Raw genomic sequence first — 19,648 nt, 5'->3', positions numbered from 1 at the left:
CCTTAGCTTAGAACCCGAGACTCGACAACAGGTCGTCGACTTCATCCTGTCCGGCGACCACATCCTCTCGCATTTCGGCGTTCATAATCGGTCCTTCTGCCTCGATACCCGAAGGTTTCTCTGGCTCAGATTCCAAATGAGGGATATCCCCAAAGACCGTCAGTAGCGATACCAAATTGGTTTCTACATCTTTCACCAGCTGAATCACCCTGCGGATCATCTGACCGGTTAAATCCTGGAAGTCCTGCGCAAGCAGAATTTCGTTGAGCAGGTCTTTGACCCGTAATGAGTCCTGCTCAGTGCGTTGAATAAACTGTTGAACGTCGTGACACAGACTCTTGAACTCGGCAATGTCCAGGTCACGGCGCATCAGCTTGTCCCACGACGGTTGTACCTGCTGAACGTTTACTGCCAGCGCATCGGCCAGCGGCAAACACTCCTCAACTGCGTCCATGGTTTTATTGGCCGCATTTTCAGTCATATCGATAACGAAGTTCAGGCGCTCTTTGGCGTCAGGCAGCTCAGACTGAGCCAACTCCTGCAACTTGCTGTCAACCTGAAAGTCCACCAAAGCGCTGTGCAATTGCCGGGTGAGTTTGCCCACCTCGTCAAACAGATCTTTCTGTAAAGGTGAAGCCATTTCCCGGAACAACTCATCAGCCTGCTCCTGCTCTCCGGCACTGAGCAGCTCAACCAGGCGTTGAGCGTCTTCCAGGCTGATCAGTCCGGACATCCCTTCCTGCTGCATCCGCGCCTACCTTAGCCCAGTCGTTCGAAGATTTTATCCAGCTTCTCTTTCAGCGTTGCCGCTGTAAAAGGCTTGACCACATAGCCATTCACACCGGCCTGGGCAGCAGCAATAATCTGCTCGCGCTTAGCTTCGGCGGTAACCATGAGTACGGGAAGGTGTTTCAGGCTGTCATCGGCGCGAATGGCCTTAAGCAAATCGATACCCTGCATGCCCGGCATGTTCCAATCGGTCACTACAAAATCGAAATCGCCTTTTTGCAGCATAGGCAGTGCGGTTGATCCATCATCTGCTTCCTGAGTGTTGTTGAATCCCAGGTCGCGCAACAAGTTCTTGATGATCCGTCTCATGGTTGAAAAGTCATCAACAATGAGAATTTTCATATTCTTGTCCAAGGTTTCCTCCGATGAGCCTTAGTAATTGCTCGATTATTAATATTATGTCTGCGTCCAATGCTTGAGCTTTGCTTTGAGTCTCAGTAATGCCTGACTCAGGATCTGGCTGACTCGCGATTCACTGACTTCAAGTATGGCACCAATTTCTTTAAGGTTCAGTGCTTCATCGTAATAAAGCGACAACACCAATGCGTCTCGCTCCGGCAACTGCTTAATCGCCTCTACCATTGCGGACTGGAACTGAGACTGAGCGACCAACTCATAGGAACCGTCATCGAGGTCCTCTTTGTGAGTCAGATAATCAGTCGTGCCCCCTAAATCTTCTATCCCTATGATTTTCCCAACGGAAACATCGTTAAGAATATGATGGTATTCATCCAGCGACATATCAAGTCGACTGGCAATTTCTGCATCTTTTGCGTCCCGACCCAGCTCCTGTTCCAACTCATCCATCGCCTGAGCGACCATGCGCTGGTTCTTGTGAACTGAACGGGGGACCCAATCTCCACGCCGTATTTCATCCAACATGGCGCCACGGATACGGATCCCGGCAAAAGTTTCAAACTTAGCGCCTTTGCTGCCATCAAACTTAGCGGCAGCTTCCAGCAGACCTATCATCCCGGCCTGCAGCAAGTCATCCAGCTGCACCGAGGCCGGTAACCTGGCCAAGAGATGATGCGCAATTCTTTTGACCAGCGGTGCATACTGTTCGACGATAGCGGTTTTATTGTCAAAGCAGGTATACGCTGCGGCTTTATTCACTCGCCCTGTCCCCTTGATATTCTGGACGCTGAACCAAACGTTCTACGAAGAACTCAAGATGTCCCCCGGGCTGTTGGGGAACCGGCCAGCTGATTATCTTGTTTGCCAGTCCGTGATAAGCAATAGTAGCCGGTGATTTTGGAAACGCCTCTACTACTAATTTTTGCTTACGTACTGATTTACGCAAGTTTTCATCAAAGGGAATTGTCGCAACCAACTCCAAAGCCACATCCAGAAATCTGTCAGTAACCTTACTCAGCTTAGCAAACAACTCCATTCCTTCACGTAAACTGCGCACCATGTTGGCGACAATCTTAAAGCGGAATACCCCATGCTCACGGCTGAGAATTTTGATCAATGCGTAGGCATCGGTAATGGAGGTGGGCTCATCACAAACCACGACCATTACATCCTGCGACGCACGGGAGAAACTCAGCACCATGTCTGAAATACCTGCCGCAGTATCAACAATCAGCACATCAAACTGAGTGCGCATTTCACTGAAAGCACGGATCAGACCCGCATGCTGTGCAGGGCTCAATTCCACCATGCCCTGAGTACCGGATGTCGCCGGCACAATGCCAATCCCTTTAGGACCACGCACCACGATGTCGTCCAGTTCAGCTTCACCGGATAATACATGCGACAGATTTCGCTCGGCTCTTAAGCCCAACATGACATCGACATTGGCCAAACCGAGATCAGCGTCCAAAACCAGAACACGTTTACCCTTTTCCGCCAACGCAACCGCGGTGTTAATCGATACGCTGGTTTTACCAACGCCACCTTTACCACCGGTTACGGCTATTACTTTTACTTTTTCGTTATATGGTTGATTCATAGTACGTAAACCGCTTGCTTGATCCCGGGTCATCTCTCTACTCAAATGCATAGGTCATCTCTTCTGACCGGCCAGATTGTGGCATGAATTCCTCATCGTCTCTTTGCTCCAGCACCGCCAGCGCCTGTTTGGCCAGCGCCAGGGTGTCGGCAACACTGAGGTCTTCAGGTACCCGCTGCCCGTCCGTCACATAGCTCAATGGCAAGGCGTTTTGAATCAAAACACTGAGAGCACCGGCCAAAGAAACAGACTCATCCAGCTTTGTCAGTATTGCACCGGAAAGAGGAATTCGCTTGAAATGTTTCACTGCATCCTGCATGACTTTGCGTTGCGCTGTCGCTGACATCACCAGATAACTTCTGATAGGTAAGCGTTTGTTCGCAGCCAAATTGTCCAGTTGCTGATACAGGCGCATATCTCTCTGGCCCATACCGGCTGTGTCTATCAGCACCAGTTTCCTGTTACGGAATTGGTAAAGAACCTGCTCAAGTTCATTAAAATCATGAGCCTGCTTTACCGGACACCCCATTATTTTGCCATAGGTTGCCAGTTGCTCATAGGCACCGATACGATAATGATCAGTTGTTATCAGTGCAACCTGATCGGCCCCATGATATGCGGCAAATCTGGCGGCTATTTTTGCCAGCGTCGTAGTTTTACCCACTCCGGTTGGCCCCACAAAAGCGATAACACCGCCCTGCTTGACGATATCGTCCCCTCGGTTATCCAACATATTCGCCAGACTCTGAGGCAGAGTCTTTACCAGCTCAGCTGGCTCATAATGCTGACTGAGTGCTGATAATTTCGCCGCCAATTCAGGAGAAAAGTCAGCCTGACGCAATCTTTGCTGCAACATGGCACCGACGGGATCATGACGCTCCCTTTGCTCCGTCATCAGGCTTGAAACCTGGTGAGTCAGCAGCGCACGTAACGCTGACATCTCTTCACGTAACTCGGCAACGCCGGGAGCCACATCCTGCATTTGTGCCTGCGATGGTGCCTGAGCACGACGTTGCTCTGGTCTTGATTGTTGCTGAGACTGTGGCTGCGCCGCTTCTGTCAGGCCGCGAGCCCAGGCAGGCAGTTCCGGCTCAGGTTCAGGCTGGCGACTTTGTTCACTCAACCTTTGCTGCTGACGCTCAAGCAGTGCCTGGAGAGAGTCTGCCGGGACCTTTTGAGCCTGAGCAGGTGCATTGCTGCGAGTCTTAACCACATTGCTCTTACCGAGGGAAACTGTATCCTCGTTCATACCCATGGTGGCGGGAGCCGCCGGACTTTGTCTTGGCTTGGGGTCGTCATAATCAACGGCAGCGACAATCTCGATGCCACCGGCCACTTTTTTGTTGGACATGATCACGGCATCAGACCCCAGGGTATCTTTGACCTGAGCCAGGGCCGTTCTCATATCTCTTGCGAAAAATCGTTTTATCTTCACTTATCAACCCTCTATTGACCGACGGCAGACACAATTCTTATCTGTTTCTCATCAGGAACTTCCTGATAAGAGATCACCCGCATATTGGGGATGGTGTATTTAATAAACCGGGACAGGGTGGAGCGCAGCATGCCTGATGTCAGCAAAATTGCCGGTTGCCCCACCATTTCCTGCCTTTGAGCCGCATCTGCCAGTGACTGCTGCATTCGCTCTGCAAGGCCGGGCTCGATATTCGGGCCTTCCCCTCCGGTTGCCTGCATAGACTGATGCAACATTTGTTCCAGCTCTGGCGCCAAAGTAATGACGGGGATTTCGGCTTCAGGTCCGGCTATCTCCTGCACTATCATCCGCTTCAAGGCGATACGAACCGCGGCGGTCAAAACTTCGGTATCATTACTCTTGCTGCCATACTCCAGCAGGGTCTGAATAATGGTGCGCATATCCCGGATAGAAACACCTTCATTGAGCAGGTTCTGCATCACCTTCACCACATTCCCCAGGCTCATCACATCAGGAATAAAGCCATCTACCAGCTTGGGTGATTGCTTGCTGAGCATATCCAGTAACTGCTGCACTTCTTCATAACCCAGCAACTTGGAAGCATTGTTGGTCAACAATTGACTGATATGTGTCGCCACCACTGTGGCAGCATCAACGACGGTATAACCCAGAGTTTGCGCGTGCTCACGCTGCTGAGGTGTTACCCACACGGCCTCCAGACCGAAGGCCGGATCACGGGTTGGCGTGCCCTCCAGCTTGCCAAACACCTGGCCTGGGTTGATTGCCAGCTCGCAGTCGTGGCGTACTTCTGCTTCACCGACAACCACTCCCATAAGTGAAATACGATAGGCGTTAGGCGCCAGGTCGAGGTTGTCGCGAATATGCACTGCAGGCACCAGGAAACCCAACTCCTGAGACAGCTTTTTACGGACCCCTTTAATCCGGCCCAGCAGTTCTCCGCCCTGCCCTTTATCAACCAGAGGGATGAGTCGATAGCCCACCTCCAGACCTATGGTGTCAACATGCTGTACATCATCCCAGCTGAGCTCTTTGGGTTGGCTCTTCATGGGATCCAGCTCGCCCTCCTTGGCCTTCTCCAGTGCTTCCTGCTTTTTAACTTCTGCCCGTTTTCGAATGTACCAGGCACCATAACCTGTTAAACCGGCAAAACTCAGAAACACCAGATGCGGCATGCCGGGAACCAGCCCCATAATCAGCAATACACCAGACGCGATAGCCAGTGCCTTTGGGCTGTCAAACATCTGGCTCATCACCATCTGGCCCATATCGCCGGTTTCATTCTGACGGGTCACCATCAAAGCGGCGGCAATAGAGAGCAACAGACCCGGAATTTGTGCAACCAGTCCGTCACCTATGGTCAGCAGGGTATAAATTTCGGCTGCAGTGGAGAAGTCCAGATCATGCTGCAGCATGCCGATAACGAAGCCACCGATGATATTGATAACCAGGATCATGATGCCCGCAATGGCATCCCCTTTAACAAACTTTGAGGCACCATCCATTGCACCGTAAAAGTCAGCTTCTTTGGTGACTTCATCACGTCGCTGCCTGGCCTGTTCCTGATTGATAATGCCTGCGTTAAGGTCGGCATCAATCGCCATCTGCTTACCTGGCATAGCATCCAGAGTAAAGCGGGCGCTCACTTCTGAAATACGACCGGCACCTTTGGTGACCACGGCAAAGTTGATAATAATCAGGATCAGGAACACCACCAGACCTACGGCATAGTTGCCACCTATCACCACAGAACCAAACGCCTCAATCACCTTACCGGCGGCGTCCCCGCCGTTATGGCCTTCAAGCAGTACCACCCGGGTAGAAGCAACGTTCAGTGCCAGTCTAAGCAACGTCGCAATAAGCAGTACTGTGGGGAATGCGGCAAAATCGAGAGGACGCTGGGTATAGATGGCAACCAGCAACACCACCAAAGCCAGAGCAATATTGAAAGAAAACAGAATATCCAGCAAAAAGGCAGGCATGGGCAGTACGACCATAGCCAGGGCAGCCAGTACCAATGCTGGAGTACCTATGCCTTTGAGGTGCTTGGGCCTGACCTCTTTCACCCGCCCTAAAGTGGCTTTTACATCCATCTCAACTTCCGACTGATAATTGACATCACCAGTGGAAAAGCAAATAGCGCACCAAGTTTAATTAGTGCAATGTTTGAAAGGGTTAACCCGGATAATCTGAGATGACAGAGACAGCACCAGAGATCAGTGTTTCAGCTCATCGGGAATAGGCTGATTAAGAGGAATAGGAGTGGGACGTCGGCCTTTCCCCTGCTGGTATTGCTTAAGCTGGAACACATAGGCCAACACCTGTGCCACCGCGGTAAACAGACCTTCAGGGACCTGTTGGTCGATTTTGGTAGTGTGGTAAATTGCCCTGGCAAGCGGTGGCGCTGAGACGATAGGAATCTCATACTCCCGGGCAATTTCACGGATCTTGAATGCGACTTCATCCACCCCTTTGGCCAGCACAAAAGGCGCTGAAGAACGGCTGATGTCATATTTGACCGCAACCGCGTAATGCTCCGGGTTAACGACGATAACGTCAGCATTTGGCACCTCCGCCATCATACGTCGCTGTGCCATCTCCCGCTGCAGCTGTCTGACCTTACCTTTAACTTCCGGCTTACCTTCAGTGTCCTTGTACTCGTCCTTCACTTCCTGCTTGGTCATCCTTAGCTGTTTATTGTGATTCCAGATCTGAAACGGCACATCTATCAGCACAATAATCAGTATCGAAGAACAAAGCAGGATGAACAGCCACACCAGAAGGTCCAGCGCATGATGCAGATTGCCCGGCATATACTCTTTAGACAGAGAGAGAATCTCTTCAAAATAGATATACAGCAGGGTAAAAGCCGTTATTGCTACCACAGAAAATTTTGCCAGTCCCTTGCCCAGCTCCACCAGCGCCTGAATACCAAACATTCGCTTAAAGCCGTTAATTGGGCTCATTTTGGAGGTTTTGGGCATAATGGCGTAGGAGGAAAATGTTATCCCCCCCAGCAAGATATTCCCCACAAAAGAGACCACAGCAAGAATACTGATAAACACCAACATAGGCATGGCCAGCTCGGCAAACACTATCTGCCAGATATTCAGCATATGGTTGGTGTCGAATACCTGCTCCCGCGTCATGGTAAACAAGCGGGTCATGACGCTGTCCAACGCCAACGCCAGTGAGGGACCGGTAATCAAAAATCCAAACGCGGCGGCAAGCAACACAGCGGCCGTGCCCAACTCTTTGGATCTGGCCACCTGCCCTTTAGATTTCGCATCCTGTAATCGTTTGGGGGTGGCCTCTTCAGTCCTTTCCTGACTGGTATCATTCTCCGCCATCAGAGTCCTCCATCCACGCGGCACTGCAGATTGGCAATGTCACATAGCAGGATTTGAGCACTGGTCCAGACCTGATCAAAATGTGCCATCACAGGTGACAGCGTCAGCCACAGAATGATCAGACCGCTGATCATTGTAATAGGAAAGCCTATGGCAAAAATATTGAGCTGGGGCGCCGCCCGGGTCATCACCCCAAAGGAGAGGTTAATCATCAACAGCGCGACAATGGAAGACATCGCCATGGTCAGCGCATTGGTGAACATGGTGCTGCCCCACTCCGCCAAAGTACGGTAGTTCTCGACGCTTATCCCCGCCATGGAAACCGGCAGAGTCTCAAAGCTGGTCACCACCATGCGAATAAGGGTCAGATGACCATCCACCGCCAGAAAAATCATGGTCGTCAGCAGCAAAAACAGGTTACCTACCACTGGAGTCTGCTGGCCGGATGACGGGTCGACCATTGAGGAAAAACCCAAACTAGTCTGCATACCAATAATCTGCCCCGTGAGCACAAAGGTCTGTACGATAAGAATGGTCACCAATCCCATGGCGCTGCCAATCAGAACTTGCTGGGCGATCACAAACACAGCAGCCAGGGAAAACAGCTCTATGCCCGGCATGGGAGGTAATATTGGGGCAATGGCAAAGGTGATAGCTACAGCGGCCAATAGCCTGATCCTTGCAGGCGTGGTAGTCGCACCAAAGACAACCATCACCATCAACATGGAAGAGACGCGAACAAAGGGCCACAGGTACGCAGCCAGCGCACTGTTGATGGTATCCATCAGGATATCCAAAAGCTACCCCACCACAACCGGGATTAACTGCACCATCTGCATAAAGAAATCCATCAACTTCTGAATAAGCCAGTGGCCCAGAAACATCAATGCCAGCAGGGTGACCAGCAGACGGGGAAGAAAACTCAGGGTTTGTTCGTTGATGGAGGTCGCCGCCTGAAATACAGCGACAACCAATCCCACCAACAAGCCAGGAACGACGATGGCGGAGACTATCATCACAATCACCGCCAGGGCTTCACGAAAGATATCGACTAGGGATTCTGGTGTCATGTGCCGAGTCCAAAGCTATTGGCCAGCGTCCCCATTACCAGAGTCCAGCCATCCACCAACACAAACAACATGATTTTAAAAGGCAACGACACAATCATGGGAGACAGCATCATCATACCCATGGCCATCAGAATACTGGCCACTACCAGGTCAATCACCAGAAATGGGATAAACAACATAAAGCCGATTTGGAAAGCGGTTTTAAGCTCGCTGGTAATAAACGCCGGGACTATCACGCTCATGGGACTCTGCTCCGGCGTACTGATATTGTCGTAACCGGCAATATCAATAAAGGTCTTGAGATCTGTCACCCGGGTTTGAGCCAGCATAAAGGCTTTCAGCGGCTCTTTGCCCCTGTCATAGGCCTGCTGCAGTGTCAGTTGCTCATCCATATAGGGCTTTACACCGACATCGTAAATCTCGCTGAAAATCGGTGACATAATAAACATGGTCATAAACAGGCTCAGACCAATCAACACCTGATTGGACGGGGTTTGCTGCAGACCGATTGCCTGTCTGAGAATAGAGAGAGTGACAATAATACGGGTGAAGCAGGTGAGCATGATGACCATGGCGGGCAGGAAGCTCAGCGCTGTCATCAACAGCAGGATCTGCATGGTCACCGAGTATTGAGTGCCGCCGTCAGGAGTTTGAGTGACAGTGACAGCCGGCAGTATGCCATTATCGGCAAACGCCGCGCTGCTCAGAATCATCAGCAGCATCCCTGCCAACCAGGCCATCCTTTTCATCATTGCTGTGATCTCACCTTTTGCAGTTGTTCAGCAAAACTTGTGGGGGTTATATCTATAGGCTGTTCAAGTTTGTCTATCAGATTGATTTGATGAGGAGTGACACCAAGCAGGTACTGCTGCTCCCCTACCTCCACCAACACCAATTTCTCTTTTTGCCCCAAAGGCGTTACCGCCAGGGTTTTCATCTTGCCGTTGCTGCTGGGAACCAGATTGAAACGCTTAACCAAAAAGGCCAGCGCGAAGATCAGCAAAAGCACCAAAATCAAACCACCCACCATGCTGGCCATGGTGGCGAGGTTGGATGAAGGTGTCGCCGTCTGAGCGGCCGCAGAGGCCGCCATTATTGTCATCATTACTTGCCTGCTTACTTGAGCTTCTTGATCCGCTCTGTCTGACTTATCACGTCTGTGAGACGAATACCAAACTTGTCGTTAACCACAACCACTTCGCCGTGGGCGATCAGGGTGCCATTAACCATCACATCCAAAGGCTCACCTGCCACTCGGTCCAATTCAACCACTGAGCCCTGGTTCAACTGCAGCAGGTTACGAATACTGATAAAACTGCGACCCACTTCCATTGAAATGGTCACGGGAATATCCAGAATCGAGTCCAGCTTGGCCTGTTCTTCGTCAGACAGCGGGCTGGATTCATCTTTAAGCTCATCAAGCTCTACCGCCTGTGCAGCAGCCTCCTCTTCGACCTGCTCGGCCATGGCAGCAGCCCAATCATCTCCGATATCTTCTTCACTCATACAAACACCTTATAAGTCATCTATATTTTTGGATTTCCCTTTACGGGTAATCAGCTGCAATTCTGATTTCACAGTTTCAGGCCGCGGTATCTTTTCGTAGACCTTTAATGCCAGGTTGTCTTTTGACTGGCCGAGTTTACAGCGGAAACTGGGGAGCTCTTCAACATCCATAATGATGTATTCAGGCATCTCCACCGGAATAATGTCACCCGCTTTCAGCTCCATCACATCCCGCAGACTCACAGTCTTCTCGACTACCTGAGCCTCGACACCGACTTCCACATCCATAATTTCTTCGCGCAGTGCCTTGGACCAGCGAATATCCGTATCCTGGGTATCACTCTGAACACCGGCATCCAGCAGCTCTCGAATCGGCTCAATCATGGAGTACGGCATGGTGATATGGAAATCACCACCACCACCATCCACTTCGATATGGAAGGAGCTAATCACCACAACTTCTGTCGGGCTTACAATGTTAGCCATGGCCGGGTTAACTTCGGCGTCCAGATATTCAAACTCGGCATCCATTACCGGTGCCCAGGCGTCCTTGTAATCTTCAAAGATGATTTTCAGCAGCAGCTGCACAATCCGGCGCTCGGTCGGAGTGAATTCCCGGCCCTCAATCTTGGCGTGAAAGCGGCCATCACCACCGAAGAAGTTATCCACCAGAATAAAGACCAACCTGGCTTCCATGGTAATCAGTGCGGTGCCTTTCAATGGGTTGAAACGCACCATATTAAGGCTGGTCGGAACAAACAGAGTGTGTACATATTCACCGAACTTGAGCATCTGCACGCCGTTAATAGACACCTCGGCTGCGCGACGCATCATATTGAACATGCTGATCCTCAGGTGGCGGGCGAATCTCTCATTCACCAGCTCAAGGGTCGGCATCCGGCCACGGACGATTCGATCCTGCGAAGAAAAATCAAACGACTGGGTGGCCCCCCCACCATCGCCGGGAGAATCTTCTTCGACGTCATCGACTCCATGGAGCAGAGCATCAATTTCGTCTTGGCTTAATAAGTCGGTCACGCTAAGGCCTCTGGTAACGGGTTACTGCATTACAAAACCGGTGAACAGTACTTTCTCCACCACTTTCTTTCCGGCAACCGGATTCAGGGTGTTCTGCACGTTCAGCAGGGCTTTCTGCCTCAGGTCATCTTTACCAACCTGAGTTTTTAACTTGCTGACATCTGCGGTACTGAATGTGGACAGCAGCGCGTCTTCAATAAGGGGAATGTGCTTCTTGGCGGTCACTTCATTTTCGTCACCGCGTACCATTAACTGCACTTTGATTTCGACCAGCCGACTCTTTTGAGGTCCGGCAAGGTTAAACAGGAAGGGTCTGGGCATTCCCACATACTTGGCTTCCCCGGTATTGGTTTCTTCAACTTGCGCAACAGCTTCTCCGCCGGATGCAGCTTCTTCTGCGGCAGGTTCTTCACCTCCCATCATCAGAAATGCCGCCGCACCACCGCCAAGCAAAACCACCACAATACCGATAATCAGAAACAGCTTACCTTTGCCTTTGGGCTTTTCTGTTTCTTCCAATTCCAATTCGTCAGCCATATTTGCATCCTTGTGTTTTATCTACCCGCTAAGTCCCGGAATAATTTCATTTATATTCCGACTCCTGACTTCCAGTATAGGTTACTCACTCAGGCGTAATAATCTATACCTGAGGTTCCTGTGCGGGTCGGATTTATTGTACTTGTCTGAGCGTCTGCTGCATTTTCATCCGAATCCGGGTTATTACCGCCTGAAGCGCTATTGGCTTCGCCGTCTCCCTGACCACCGGATGAACTGTCCTGGGATGAAACCTGACTGTCTGCCAACTCCATTCCCTGTGACTGCAGCATTTCTCTCAGTCTGGGGATGGCCTGTTCCAGCATGTCCCGGGTTTGCTGCTGCATCGCCTGGAACTGCACCTGAGTTTGGTCACCGTTGACCTGGATCCTGACCATCATCTGCCCCAGCTCAGGCGGGTCCAGTCGAATCTCTGCCTGCCCGATCCCTTTACTCACCATATTGACCAGTTGCTGCTGCATCAAAGGCGCAAACTTTTGAACCATATTCTGCTGTTGCACCTGAGCTTCCTGTCCCTGGCGCACAGAAAGCTGGAATTGAGGAACTTCGCTGCGGTGAGTTTGGGTCATCGCGCCCTGGTTCTGCGTCAGTTGATTGACTCTTTCGGCAGCATCTTCTGCATCTCCCGCAGTCAGAGTCAATTCAGCCCTTTGCAGTTGGACAGCGGCATCGGACAAGCTAATCTTTTCACCTTTGCCAACCAGCTCAGGTGTAAGCAATTTGATATCAGGATTGTGCTTTGGCAGCTCTTCACGGTTTGCTGATAGCGCAGTCTGAGACGAGGCTGTCACAGAAGTGGAGGCGCTTAATGCATTTTGAGTTTTGCTCGGCTCAGCAGTCTGTGCAGCTGTACTGGGAATCTGAGCGTCACGACCACTGGTTGGCAGCTCTCCACCCTTACCCACACTGTTTTCAGCCTTGATAGGCTGCACATTCTTTTCAATTAGAGCAGTGAGTTGCTGCTGTATCTTTGGCGGCAACATATCCAGCTTTGAAATAAGAGCCTGCAACTCAGCCTTGTCCATTTTGGCCAGACTGGTGACAGGAATATCGGTCAGCCTGGAAAGGGCTTGCAGATCAAGTTCTCCCTCTTTGATCAGGGTGGACATTGCGTCCACTTTACCTTTTATCTCCGGGTCAGAAGACAATAACGCCCCAATCAGGCTTTTCAGCTCTGGCTGCTGAGCAAGCAGCTTTTCAATCTCAGCAGGGTCAACCTCATCACTGCCCAGCAGAGTCATCAGCTGCTCCAACCCTTCGACTTTGCCGGGATTGCTTTGTAGGTGGACAATTATTTCCCCCTCTGGCGGCAACTCAACGCCCCCCTCGGGCTTAGTCTGCCAATTCTGGGCCAGACCGATTTGCGCGAACAGCAGATCCACTGCAGCAGGTATAGCGTCACTTTCAGTATCCTCCTGGCCAGAAAGCCCGGACTCAACCTCTTCTTCAGCCACCAGCTTCAACTCTTCTTCAGACGCCTCAGCGCGGACCTCCTCATCAGACACGCCTTGCTGCGCCAGCATAGACTCGTCCACATTGCTGACTTCTTCAGTGTCATCAAGGGTTACAGAGCCTTTCTGCGCCCTGGCTGCCTCATGGGTTTCGGCGTCCTGGTATTGCTTCTGGATCTCGGAAAACATCTCTGAAAAGCCTTCTCCCTGACTCTCTTTGTTCGAGCCGGAAGGGGCTTTATTGCCACCCAGAAGAATAGAACTGACCTGCTGCATATTAACCTCCGCTATTCTGTCGGTCTTGTGTCATTCCGCCGACAGTCACAATAGACTGGAATATGTAAAGCAAATACCTTGCCAAAAACCTTAGGTTAGGGTGGTTAAATCGATAAGAAGTTGGGGCGGGAAAGAATCAACGACAGGTTTCGCAAAGGGCACTATCTCAGATTACGTCGATGAAACTGTTGCATGGCGAACTCATCGGTTTGCTTCTGCTCCAGTCTCACCATCCTTTGCTCGGCTGCTTTGGCTTTCTTGTCCAGTAACTGCTCTACAGCCTTACGCTTTTGCTGTTTCTGCAGCCAGTTTTGCTGCCTGTGCTGTTGCATCTCCTGGCCTTCGGCGACCGAGTTAACCTGCTGCTCAATTGCATCATCAATCTGCTTGATGAACTTATGAAACTGCTGGTAAAAAGTCACACTGATATGGCCACCGGCTTTATCTTTCAGCTGTTGCATATACTCAAGACGATAGCTGTTAAGCGCCTGCAACTGGGCCTGACGCTTTTGCAGCTCGCCCCGGGCAGCCCGCAACTGCAGTGCCGCCTGCTCTTCAGCCTCTTTGGCCAGGGACAAAACGGTGAACAAAGGATCTTTAGCCATTCAACTTCTCCCAGACTACATCCGACGCTAGACCTGACACTGCGCGGCCATCTGAGTCATCATCAATTGACTGCTTTCCAGCGACACGGTTTCCTTCATGGTCTGACGCAAAAACGCATTCATCGCCGGTTGTAACCTGATGGCGTTATCCACTCTGGGATCACTGCCCTGACTGTAAGCACCAATAGAAATAAGGTCGCGGTTTTGTTGATAGAGGGAATAGGTTTGTTTCACCTTACGCATGGCATCAAGGTGCTCAGGTGATATCACCATAGGCGCGACCCGGCTGATAGAAGCCTCAATATCAATCGCGGGATAATGTCCTGCATCTGCCAGGGTTCGGGACAGCACGATATGACCATCCAGAATCGCCCTTGCGGCATCGGCAATAGGATCCTGCAGGTCATCCCCTTCGGTCAGTACCGTATAGAAAGCAGTAATTGAGCCCTCTCCCGGGGCGCCATTGCCGGCACGCTCAACCAGGCGTGGCAAACGAGCAAATACTGATGGCGGATAACCTTTGGTTGCCGGGGGCTCACCCACAGCCAGAGCCACTTCCCGCTGGGCCTGAGCATATCGGGTGAGACTGTCCATCAACAGCAGTACGCTGTACCCCAGCTCTCTGAAATACTCAGCGACACGGGTTGCCGTTTCGCAGGCGCGTAAACGCATTAATGGTGAGTTATCAGCTGGAGCAGCAACGACCACGGATCTTGCCCGCCCGTGCTCACCCAGGATCTCATCAATAAACTCTTTCACCTCACGGCCACGTTCCCCCACCAGACCAACCACCACGATATCGGCAGCCGTGCCCCGGGTCATCATGCCCATCAGCACACTTTTACCTACACCCGAGCCAGCAAACAGCCCCATGCGCTGGCCCTTACCTACGGTCAACATGGCATTGATTGCCCGCACCCCAACATCCAAAGGTTGAGTGATCGCCTCGCGGGTCAGAGGGTTGATAGGTTGACTGTGTGCCGGTGCCGTTTCACTGGTTTTAAGCGGTCCCAGCCCGTCAAGAGGCTGACCACTGCCATCCAATACTCTTCCAAGCAGTGCCAACCCCACCGGCAGACGGCTTTTCTCTCCCAGTGGTGTGACTCTGGCTCCGGGCAGTACCCCCAGAAGTTCATCCACCGGCATCAGATAAAGCAGTTCATCATCAAAACCCACGACTTCGGCGACCATCTCGCCACCCATGGTCTCAATGGCGCACAGACTGCCCACAGGCGCGCGGCAACCACAAGCCTCCAGGGTTAACCCCACCACACGTACCAACTGACCGCTAGCTACAGGACGATAAGGGGGAATGCTGTGCTGCTGTTTACGGATATTAGTCAGCAGTTGGCTCTTGCTGCTGTCCATCATCTGCCTCCTGCTTATCAGCCTGCTCTGCAATGTTTGATTCACCTTCACCGCTGGCAATCGGCTGATGCTCACTGCTCAATGGGGATGTGTCATCGGGTTGAGGCTCCTGCGCTGGCTCTTCAATGGAAGAGCTTTCAGCAACACCCTCAGCGTCAACAGCATTGCTATCGATGGTCTGTTCCTTGTTGATGGATTGTTGACTGAGTTGATTAGATGCCTCGAGTTCATGCCTGCGACTGTCATAGTCACGCTGCAATTCAGCCAGCTGCTCATCCGGCATAGCCAGCACTTTAGCCAGTCGCTCAGACAGTCTCAGATCGACCTGAGAACGCTGCGTCTGCACCAGGCAGTCGCCTTCACTCAGGGTTGGGTCGGATTCAATCTCCCACCCCTGTTTTTCCAACTGACTGTGGCTGTAGGCTTCGCCTACCCGACGCGCATCTTCAGGATGAACTCTGATACTCACTTGTTGCTGTTTAATGGGAAGAGCATCAACGCCCTGGCGCAAGGCCGTCAGCACATGCTCCGGGTGAGTTTTCAACTCTGCCATCACCACAGACTGCGCCAGCATCATGGAAAACTTCACCAGCTCCATTTCCACTTCGGTATCCAGTAACGCCAAAGGAGCCTGCAGCTTAGCCATGGCAGACTCGAGCTTGGCCAGCACCTCTGTGCTGCGCTGCATCCCTTCATCGAATCCCTGTTGACGTCCCTGCTCCAGCCCTTCTGCCATACCCTGTTCATGACCCTGGGTATGACCCTGCTCCAGGCCTTCGCGGTAGCCCTGCTCCTTTCCTTCAGCAAAGCCCTCCTGCTCAGCTTCGGCTCGAATTTGCTCCAGCTCCGCCATGGTGGGCGGCATCATGTTCTCTGACTCTTCCTCATCAGGTCGGCCCAGGCGCTCTTTGTAGCCAAAAGCATCCGACTTTGGGGCTGTGTCTGACATGCCGACATTGGGCAAATCCCAGGCTTCAAACAGCCGGGTATCATCGCCGCTCAAATAGGGCTTGCGACCTGTTACAACCTTGGTGTCAGTATCAGAGGAACTCATCGCCACCACCGCCGCCTAGCATAATCTCACCGGCATCAGCCAATCGACGGGCAACACCGAGGATCTCTTTCTGGGCCAGCTCCACTTCGCTGATACGGATTGGCCCCATGGCTTCAAGGTCGTCACGCAGCATATCTGCAGCACGCTTGGACATATTGCCCAGAATCTTCTCCTTGAGTCCTTCCTCGGCCCCCTTAAGCGCTTTCATCAGCACTTCCTGCTGAACCTCACGCAGCAAGGCCTGAATACCTCTGTCGTCGACATCGATCAGGTTGTCGAATACGAACATCAGATCCTGGATCTGCTGTGCCATCTCTTCGTCTGCCTCGCGCATAGTCTCCATAATCTGAGACTCCACCGCGGTATCCAGGAAGTTCATAATGTTGGCAGCCGCTTTCAGGCCACCCATCTTCGCTGCCTGAGCACCACCCTGACCGGCAAACTGCTTCTCCATAATGTCGTTCAATTCCTGCAAAGCCGCTGGCTGAACCTCTTCCAGGTTGGCGATACGCATCAGCAGGTCAAGACGAGTATTTTCAGGGAACTGAGAGAAGATCTCGGCCGCCTGATCCGGTTCGAGATAGGACAGCACAATGGTTTGGATCTGCGGGTGTTCGTTGGCAATAATGGTCGCCACCTGACGTGGGTCCATCCATTTGAGCGACTCCAGACCTTTGGCGCCACTGCCCATCACAATCTGTTCAATCAGATTGCCAGCTTTATCTTCACCCAGAGCGGCTGTCAGCGCTTTACGCACAAACTCTTCACTGTTGAAACCAATGGAGGAGTATTTCTGAATATCGTCGAGAAACAGCTTGTGAACGGCAATCACCTTTTCCTGACCAAAGTCCCGCATTGCCGCCATATTTTTACCCACCATCTGAACCTCTTTAGGCTCCAGGTGCTTCATAATGGAAGCCGCGTCGGACTCGCTCAGGCTAAGCAGCAAAATCGCCGTTTTCTCAATGCCGGAGAGTTCTTCAACGTTGAAGGCTCCGCCCTCACCGCCTTTTTCTTTCACTTTATCATTCATTTGTTGCCAACCAGTTCTTAATCACCTGGGTCGACAATTCAGGCTCATTGGCTACCAGAGCCCGAATTGCTTTAATCATGTCGTCATCCTTGTGCAGATCCGGAATGGTGATGGAGCCGTCTTCTGCATAGGAGTACTCTGAATCATGGGGCTTGAGCATACCCAGGGTATCGGCAGCATATTGGTCTTCAATTTCTGCCAGCTCATTACCCAGTCCAGGTTCATCGGGCATATTGTCCGCGTCGGGGTAGATAAGGCGCTTGAGCATAGGCCTTACCACAGCCAGGATAAGCACCAGAATAACCAGAGCCCCCAATACCAGTTTAACTGCTCGCCAGAACCAGGGCTGTTCCCACATTTCCGGCGCCGGGCCAGACTCCACCAACTGATCCATAAAGGGTACTGTCACCACTTCGATGGCATCGCCTCTCTGGGTGCTGAAACCAATAGCTCCTTCAATTAAACGGCGAATATTGGCCAGCTCCTCTGCGGTACGGGGAACCCGGGTCACTTCGCCATTTTCAGCGGCAGCACCGGCTTTAAAGTCCACAGCCACAGAAACACTGACGCGACGAACATTGCCCACCTGCTGACGGGTATGACTGATAACCGTATCCAGCTCATAGTTGCGGGTTGCCTCTCTGTGGCTACTGCCACTGGATTCTGAACTGGCTGCCGCGGCATCTGCCGCATTCTGTGGAATATTGGCTTCCATAGGAGGCTGATTGGTCAACGCGCCGGGAATGCCGCCAATGGTTTGACCGTTGGAGTTGTTTTCAACCGTCATCTCACTGCGCAGAGCTGGCAGATCCGGGTTATAACGTTGTGCAGTCTCTTCCACGGCAGTGAAATCAAGATTCACATCGACCTGAGATGTAAAGTTCTCAGGGCCCAGAATAGGGATAAGAATAGATTCAACCTTGGCCCGGTATTCAGCTTCCTTCTGCTGCACCAGCTCAAGCTCACGTCTGGCACGGGCAGAGACACCTGTCTGGCTGCCGGAGTTAAGCAAACGGCCATTGGCGTCTGTCACTGTCACCCGGGTTGGATCCAAACCTTCAACCGCTGACGCCACAATATCCACTACGGCGTCCACTTCACCCTGATCAAGGCCGGCACGACGAGTGGTCAGTACCACAGTTGCGCTTGGCTGGCTGCGATGGCGGGCGAATACATTTTCCTTGGGCAGTGCCAGAATTACTTTGGCACGGTTAATACTGTTGAGCTCTTCAATGGCACGGGCCAGATTCTGCTCCTGGCTGGCTTTCAGACGCGCACGTTCCATACGCTGGCTTACACCAAAGCCTGAATCCTTGCTGAGATAGTCCTGCTCACCGGCCCCAATGGCATCAACACCTTCCCGGGACAGCAGCATTTTGACTTCCTGATACTGCTCTTCCGGTACCTTGATAACATCGACGTCTATTTCGTAGGGGATTCTGGCCTTATCCAGGGCATCCAATACCTCAACCATCTGCTGGGTATCCATCTTGCCCAGCGGACGATACTCTGGCTCCTGCGCCCAGAACATAATAAATACGGCGACAGCCAAACAGATAGCCAGCGCGAGAATCATAGTGATCTGCTTTAACACATCCACTCCGCCCATACTGGCAACCACGCCGGGTTTGTTTTCCTGTGCAGTGGCGGCATCTGCCGAATCTCCACTGCCCACAACCATTTCAGTACTCACAGCTCACTCCTGTCCTGGCATTACACCGGCATGCTCATAATTTCTTTATAGGCCTCAACAAACTTGTTGCGAACCTGCACTGTTGCTTCGAAAGCGACGCTGGCCTTCTCTCTGGCAATCACAGTGTCTGACAGGGTGACCCTGGAGTCCCCCATCTCTAAACGGGTAGCCAGCTGAGCAGAGTTTGACTGCAGCTCAGTGACTGTCCCCAAAGCCTGAGACAGCAAAGCACTGAAATCGGCACCACTGGTGTTGTTAACCTGCTGGGTAACCTGAGTTTCAAGCCCCTGTGAAGGCGCAACTTCTCCTCTGAGGCGTTGCATTTCCATCATTAGTGGGTTGTCTGTAATCTGCATGCTGGACTCCTGGCGTCGAATTGTTGACGAGTCAATATCCCTTACATGAGTTAATGCAATTAGTTTGCCAAACTGAAAAAGCAGGCCAATTGGC

Annotated in this window: 21 protein-coding genes; all 21 read right to left on the bottom strand. The window is 51.9% G+C overall.

Features of this window, described 5'->3' with window-relative positions:
* Positions 1-7 precede the first annotated feature (7 nt).
* Positions 8-748, bottom strand: a complete 741-nt coding sequence (locus ACFOE0_RS22125) for a protein phosphatase CheZ (protein ID WP_248934689.1) — start codon at positions 746-748, stop codon at positions 8-10.
* 11 nt (positions 749-759) lie between these two features.
* Positions 760-1,143: a chemotaxis response regulator CheY gene (gene cheY / locus ACFOE0_RS22120; protein WP_115134899.1), complete on the bottom strand. Its 384-nt coding sequence runs from the start codon at positions 1,141-1,143 to the stop codon at positions 760-762.
* A gap of 42 nt (positions 1,144-1,185) precedes the next feature.
* A complete protein-coding gene (locus tag ACFOE0_RS22115; protein ID WP_115134900.1) occupies positions 1,186-1,905 on the bottom strand; it encodes an RNA polymerase sigma factor FliA in 720 nt (239 codons plus the stop codon).
* On the bottom strand, positions 1,898-2,779 hold the full coding sequence (locus tag ACFOE0_RS22110) for a MinD/ParA family protein (protein ID WP_115134902.1): 882 nt from the start codon (positions 2,777-2,779) through the stop codon (positions 1,898-1,900). Before ACFOE0_RS22110 ends, ACFOE0_RS22115 begins: the two co-directional genes overlap by 8 nt.
* A 4-nt stretch (positions 2,780-2,783) precedes the next feature.
* Positions 2,784-4,181: a flagellar biosynthesis protein FlhF gene (flhF, locus tag ACFOE0_RS22105; protein WP_248934688.1), complete on the bottom strand. Its 1,398-nt coding sequence runs from the start codon at positions 4,179-4,181 to the stop codon at positions 2,784-2,786.
* Between the two features lie 11 nt (positions 4,182-4,192).
* Positions 4,193-6,292 (bottom strand): flagellar biosynthesis protein FlhA, encoded by a 2,100-nt coding sequence (gene flhA, locus ACFOE0_RS22100; RefSeq protein WP_248934687.1) that lies wholly within the window; start codon positions 6,290-6,292, stop codon positions 4,193-4,195.
* Positions 6,293-6,415: 123 nt separating this feature from the next.
* Positions 6,416-7,549 (bottom strand): flagellar biosynthesis protein FlhB, encoded by a 1,134-nt coding sequence (gene flhB, locus ACFOE0_RS22095; protein WP_248934686.1) that lies wholly within the window; start codon positions 7,547-7,549, stop codon positions 6,416-6,418.
* Positions 7,549-8,346, bottom strand: a complete 798-nt coding sequence (gene fliR, locus ACFOE0_RS22090) for a flagellar biosynthetic protein FliR (protein WP_248934685.1) — start codon at positions 8,344-8,346, stop codon at positions 7,549-7,551. Before fliR ends, flhB begins: the two co-directional genes overlap by 1 nt.
* A 3-nt stretch (positions 8,347-8,349) precedes the next feature.
* Positions 8,350-8,619: a flagellar biosynthesis protein FliQ gene (gene fliQ / locus ACFOE0_RS22085; protein WP_115134909.1), complete on the bottom strand. Its 270-nt coding sequence runs from the start codon at positions 8,617-8,619 to the stop codon at positions 8,350-8,352.
* Positions 8,616-9,359, bottom strand: coding sequence for a flagellar type III secretion system pore protein FliP (fliP, locus tag ACFOE0_RS22080; protein ID WP_380712811.1), 744 nt, complete (start codon positions 9,357-9,359; stop codon positions 8,616-8,618). The genes fliQ and fliP overlap by 4 nt, the downstream gene beginning before the upstream one ends.
* A gap of 8 nt (positions 9,360-9,367) precedes the next feature.
* On the bottom strand, positions 9,368-9,724 hold the full coding sequence (gene fliO / locus ACFOE0_RS22075) for a flagellar biosynthetic protein FliO (protein ID WP_380712764.1): 357 nt from the start codon (positions 9,722-9,724) through the stop codon (positions 9,368-9,370).
* An 11-nt stretch (positions 9,725-9,735) separates the two neighbouring features.
* Positions 9,736-10,125, bottom strand: coding sequence for a flagellar motor switch protein FliN (fliN, locus tag ACFOE0_RS22070; protein WP_248934683.1), 390 nt, complete (start codon positions 10,123-10,125; stop codon positions 9,736-9,738).
* 9 nt (positions 10,126-10,134) lie between these two features.
* The gene (fliM, locus tag ACFOE0_RS22065) at positions 10,135-11,163 is read right to left on the bottom strand and encodes a flagellar motor switch protein FliM (protein ID WP_248934682.1); all 1,029 of its coding nucleotides are present in this window, start codon (positions 11,161-11,163) and stop codon (positions 10,135-10,137) included.
* Positions 11,164-11,184: 21 nt separating this feature from the next.
* The gene (gene fliL / locus ACFOE0_RS22060) at positions 11,185-11,700 is read right to left on the bottom strand and encodes a flagellar basal body-associated protein FliL (protein ID WP_248934681.1); all 516 of its coding nucleotides are present in this window, start codon (positions 11,698-11,700) and stop codon (positions 11,185-11,187) included.
* A gap of 89 nt (positions 11,701-11,789) precedes the next feature.
* Positions 11,790-13,445 carry a flagellar hook-length control protein FliK gene (locus tag ACFOE0_RS22055; protein ID WP_248934680.1) on the bottom strand — a complete coding sequence of 552 codons (1,656 nt, stop codon included), beginning with the start codon at positions 13,443-13,445 and terminating at the stop codon, positions 11,790-11,792.
* A gap of 161 nt (positions 13,446-13,606) precedes the next feature.
* The gene (fliJ, locus tag ACFOE0_RS22050) at positions 13,607-14,050 is read right to left on the bottom strand and encodes a flagellar export protein FliJ (RefSeq protein ID WP_248934679.1); all 444 of its coding nucleotides are present in this window, start codon (positions 14,048-14,050) and stop codon (positions 13,607-13,609) included.
* Between the two features lie 27 nt (positions 14,051-14,077).
* Entirely contained in the window at positions 14,078-15,418 is a 1,341-nt protein-coding gene (gene fliI / locus ACFOE0_RS22045) for a flagellar protein export ATPase FliI (protein ID WP_248934678.1), read from the bottom strand.
* A complete protein-coding gene (gene fliH, locus ACFOE0_RS22040; RefSeq protein WP_248934677.1) occupies positions 15,387-16,472 on the bottom strand; it encodes a flagellar assembly protein FliH in 1,086 nt (361 codons plus the stop codon). Before fliH ends, fliI begins: the two co-directional genes overlap by 32 nt.
* A complete protein-coding gene (gene fliG, locus ACFOE0_RS22035; RefSeq protein ID WP_248934676.1) occupies positions 16,459-17,505 on the bottom strand; it encodes a flagellar motor switch protein FliG in 1,047 nt (348 codons plus the stop codon). The genes fliH and fliG overlap by 14 nt, the downstream gene beginning before the upstream one ends.
* A complete protein-coding gene (gene fliF, locus ACFOE0_RS22030) occupies positions 17,498-19,186 on the bottom strand; it encodes a flagellar basal-body MS-ring/collar protein FliF (RefSeq protein WP_248934772.1) in 1,689 nt (562 codons plus the stop codon). The genes fliG and fliF overlap by 8 nt, the downstream gene beginning before the upstream one ends.
* A gap of 32 nt (positions 19,187-19,218) precedes the next feature.
* The gene (fliE, locus tag ACFOE0_RS22025; protein WP_248934675.1) at positions 19,219-19,554 is read right to left on the bottom strand and encodes a flagellar hook-basal body complex protein FliE; all 336 of its coding nucleotides are present in this window, start codon (positions 19,552-19,554) and stop codon (positions 19,219-19,221) included.
* Between the last annotated feature and the right edge of the window lie 94 nt (positions 19,555-19,648).

This window comes from Shewanella submarina, from assembly GCF_042646185.1.
Classification (GTDB): domain Bacteria; phylum Pseudomonadota; class Gammaproteobacteria; order Enterobacterales; family Shewanellaceae; genus Shewanella; species Shewanella corallii.
This window is presented reverse-complemented; position numbering and strand designations above follow the sequence as displayed.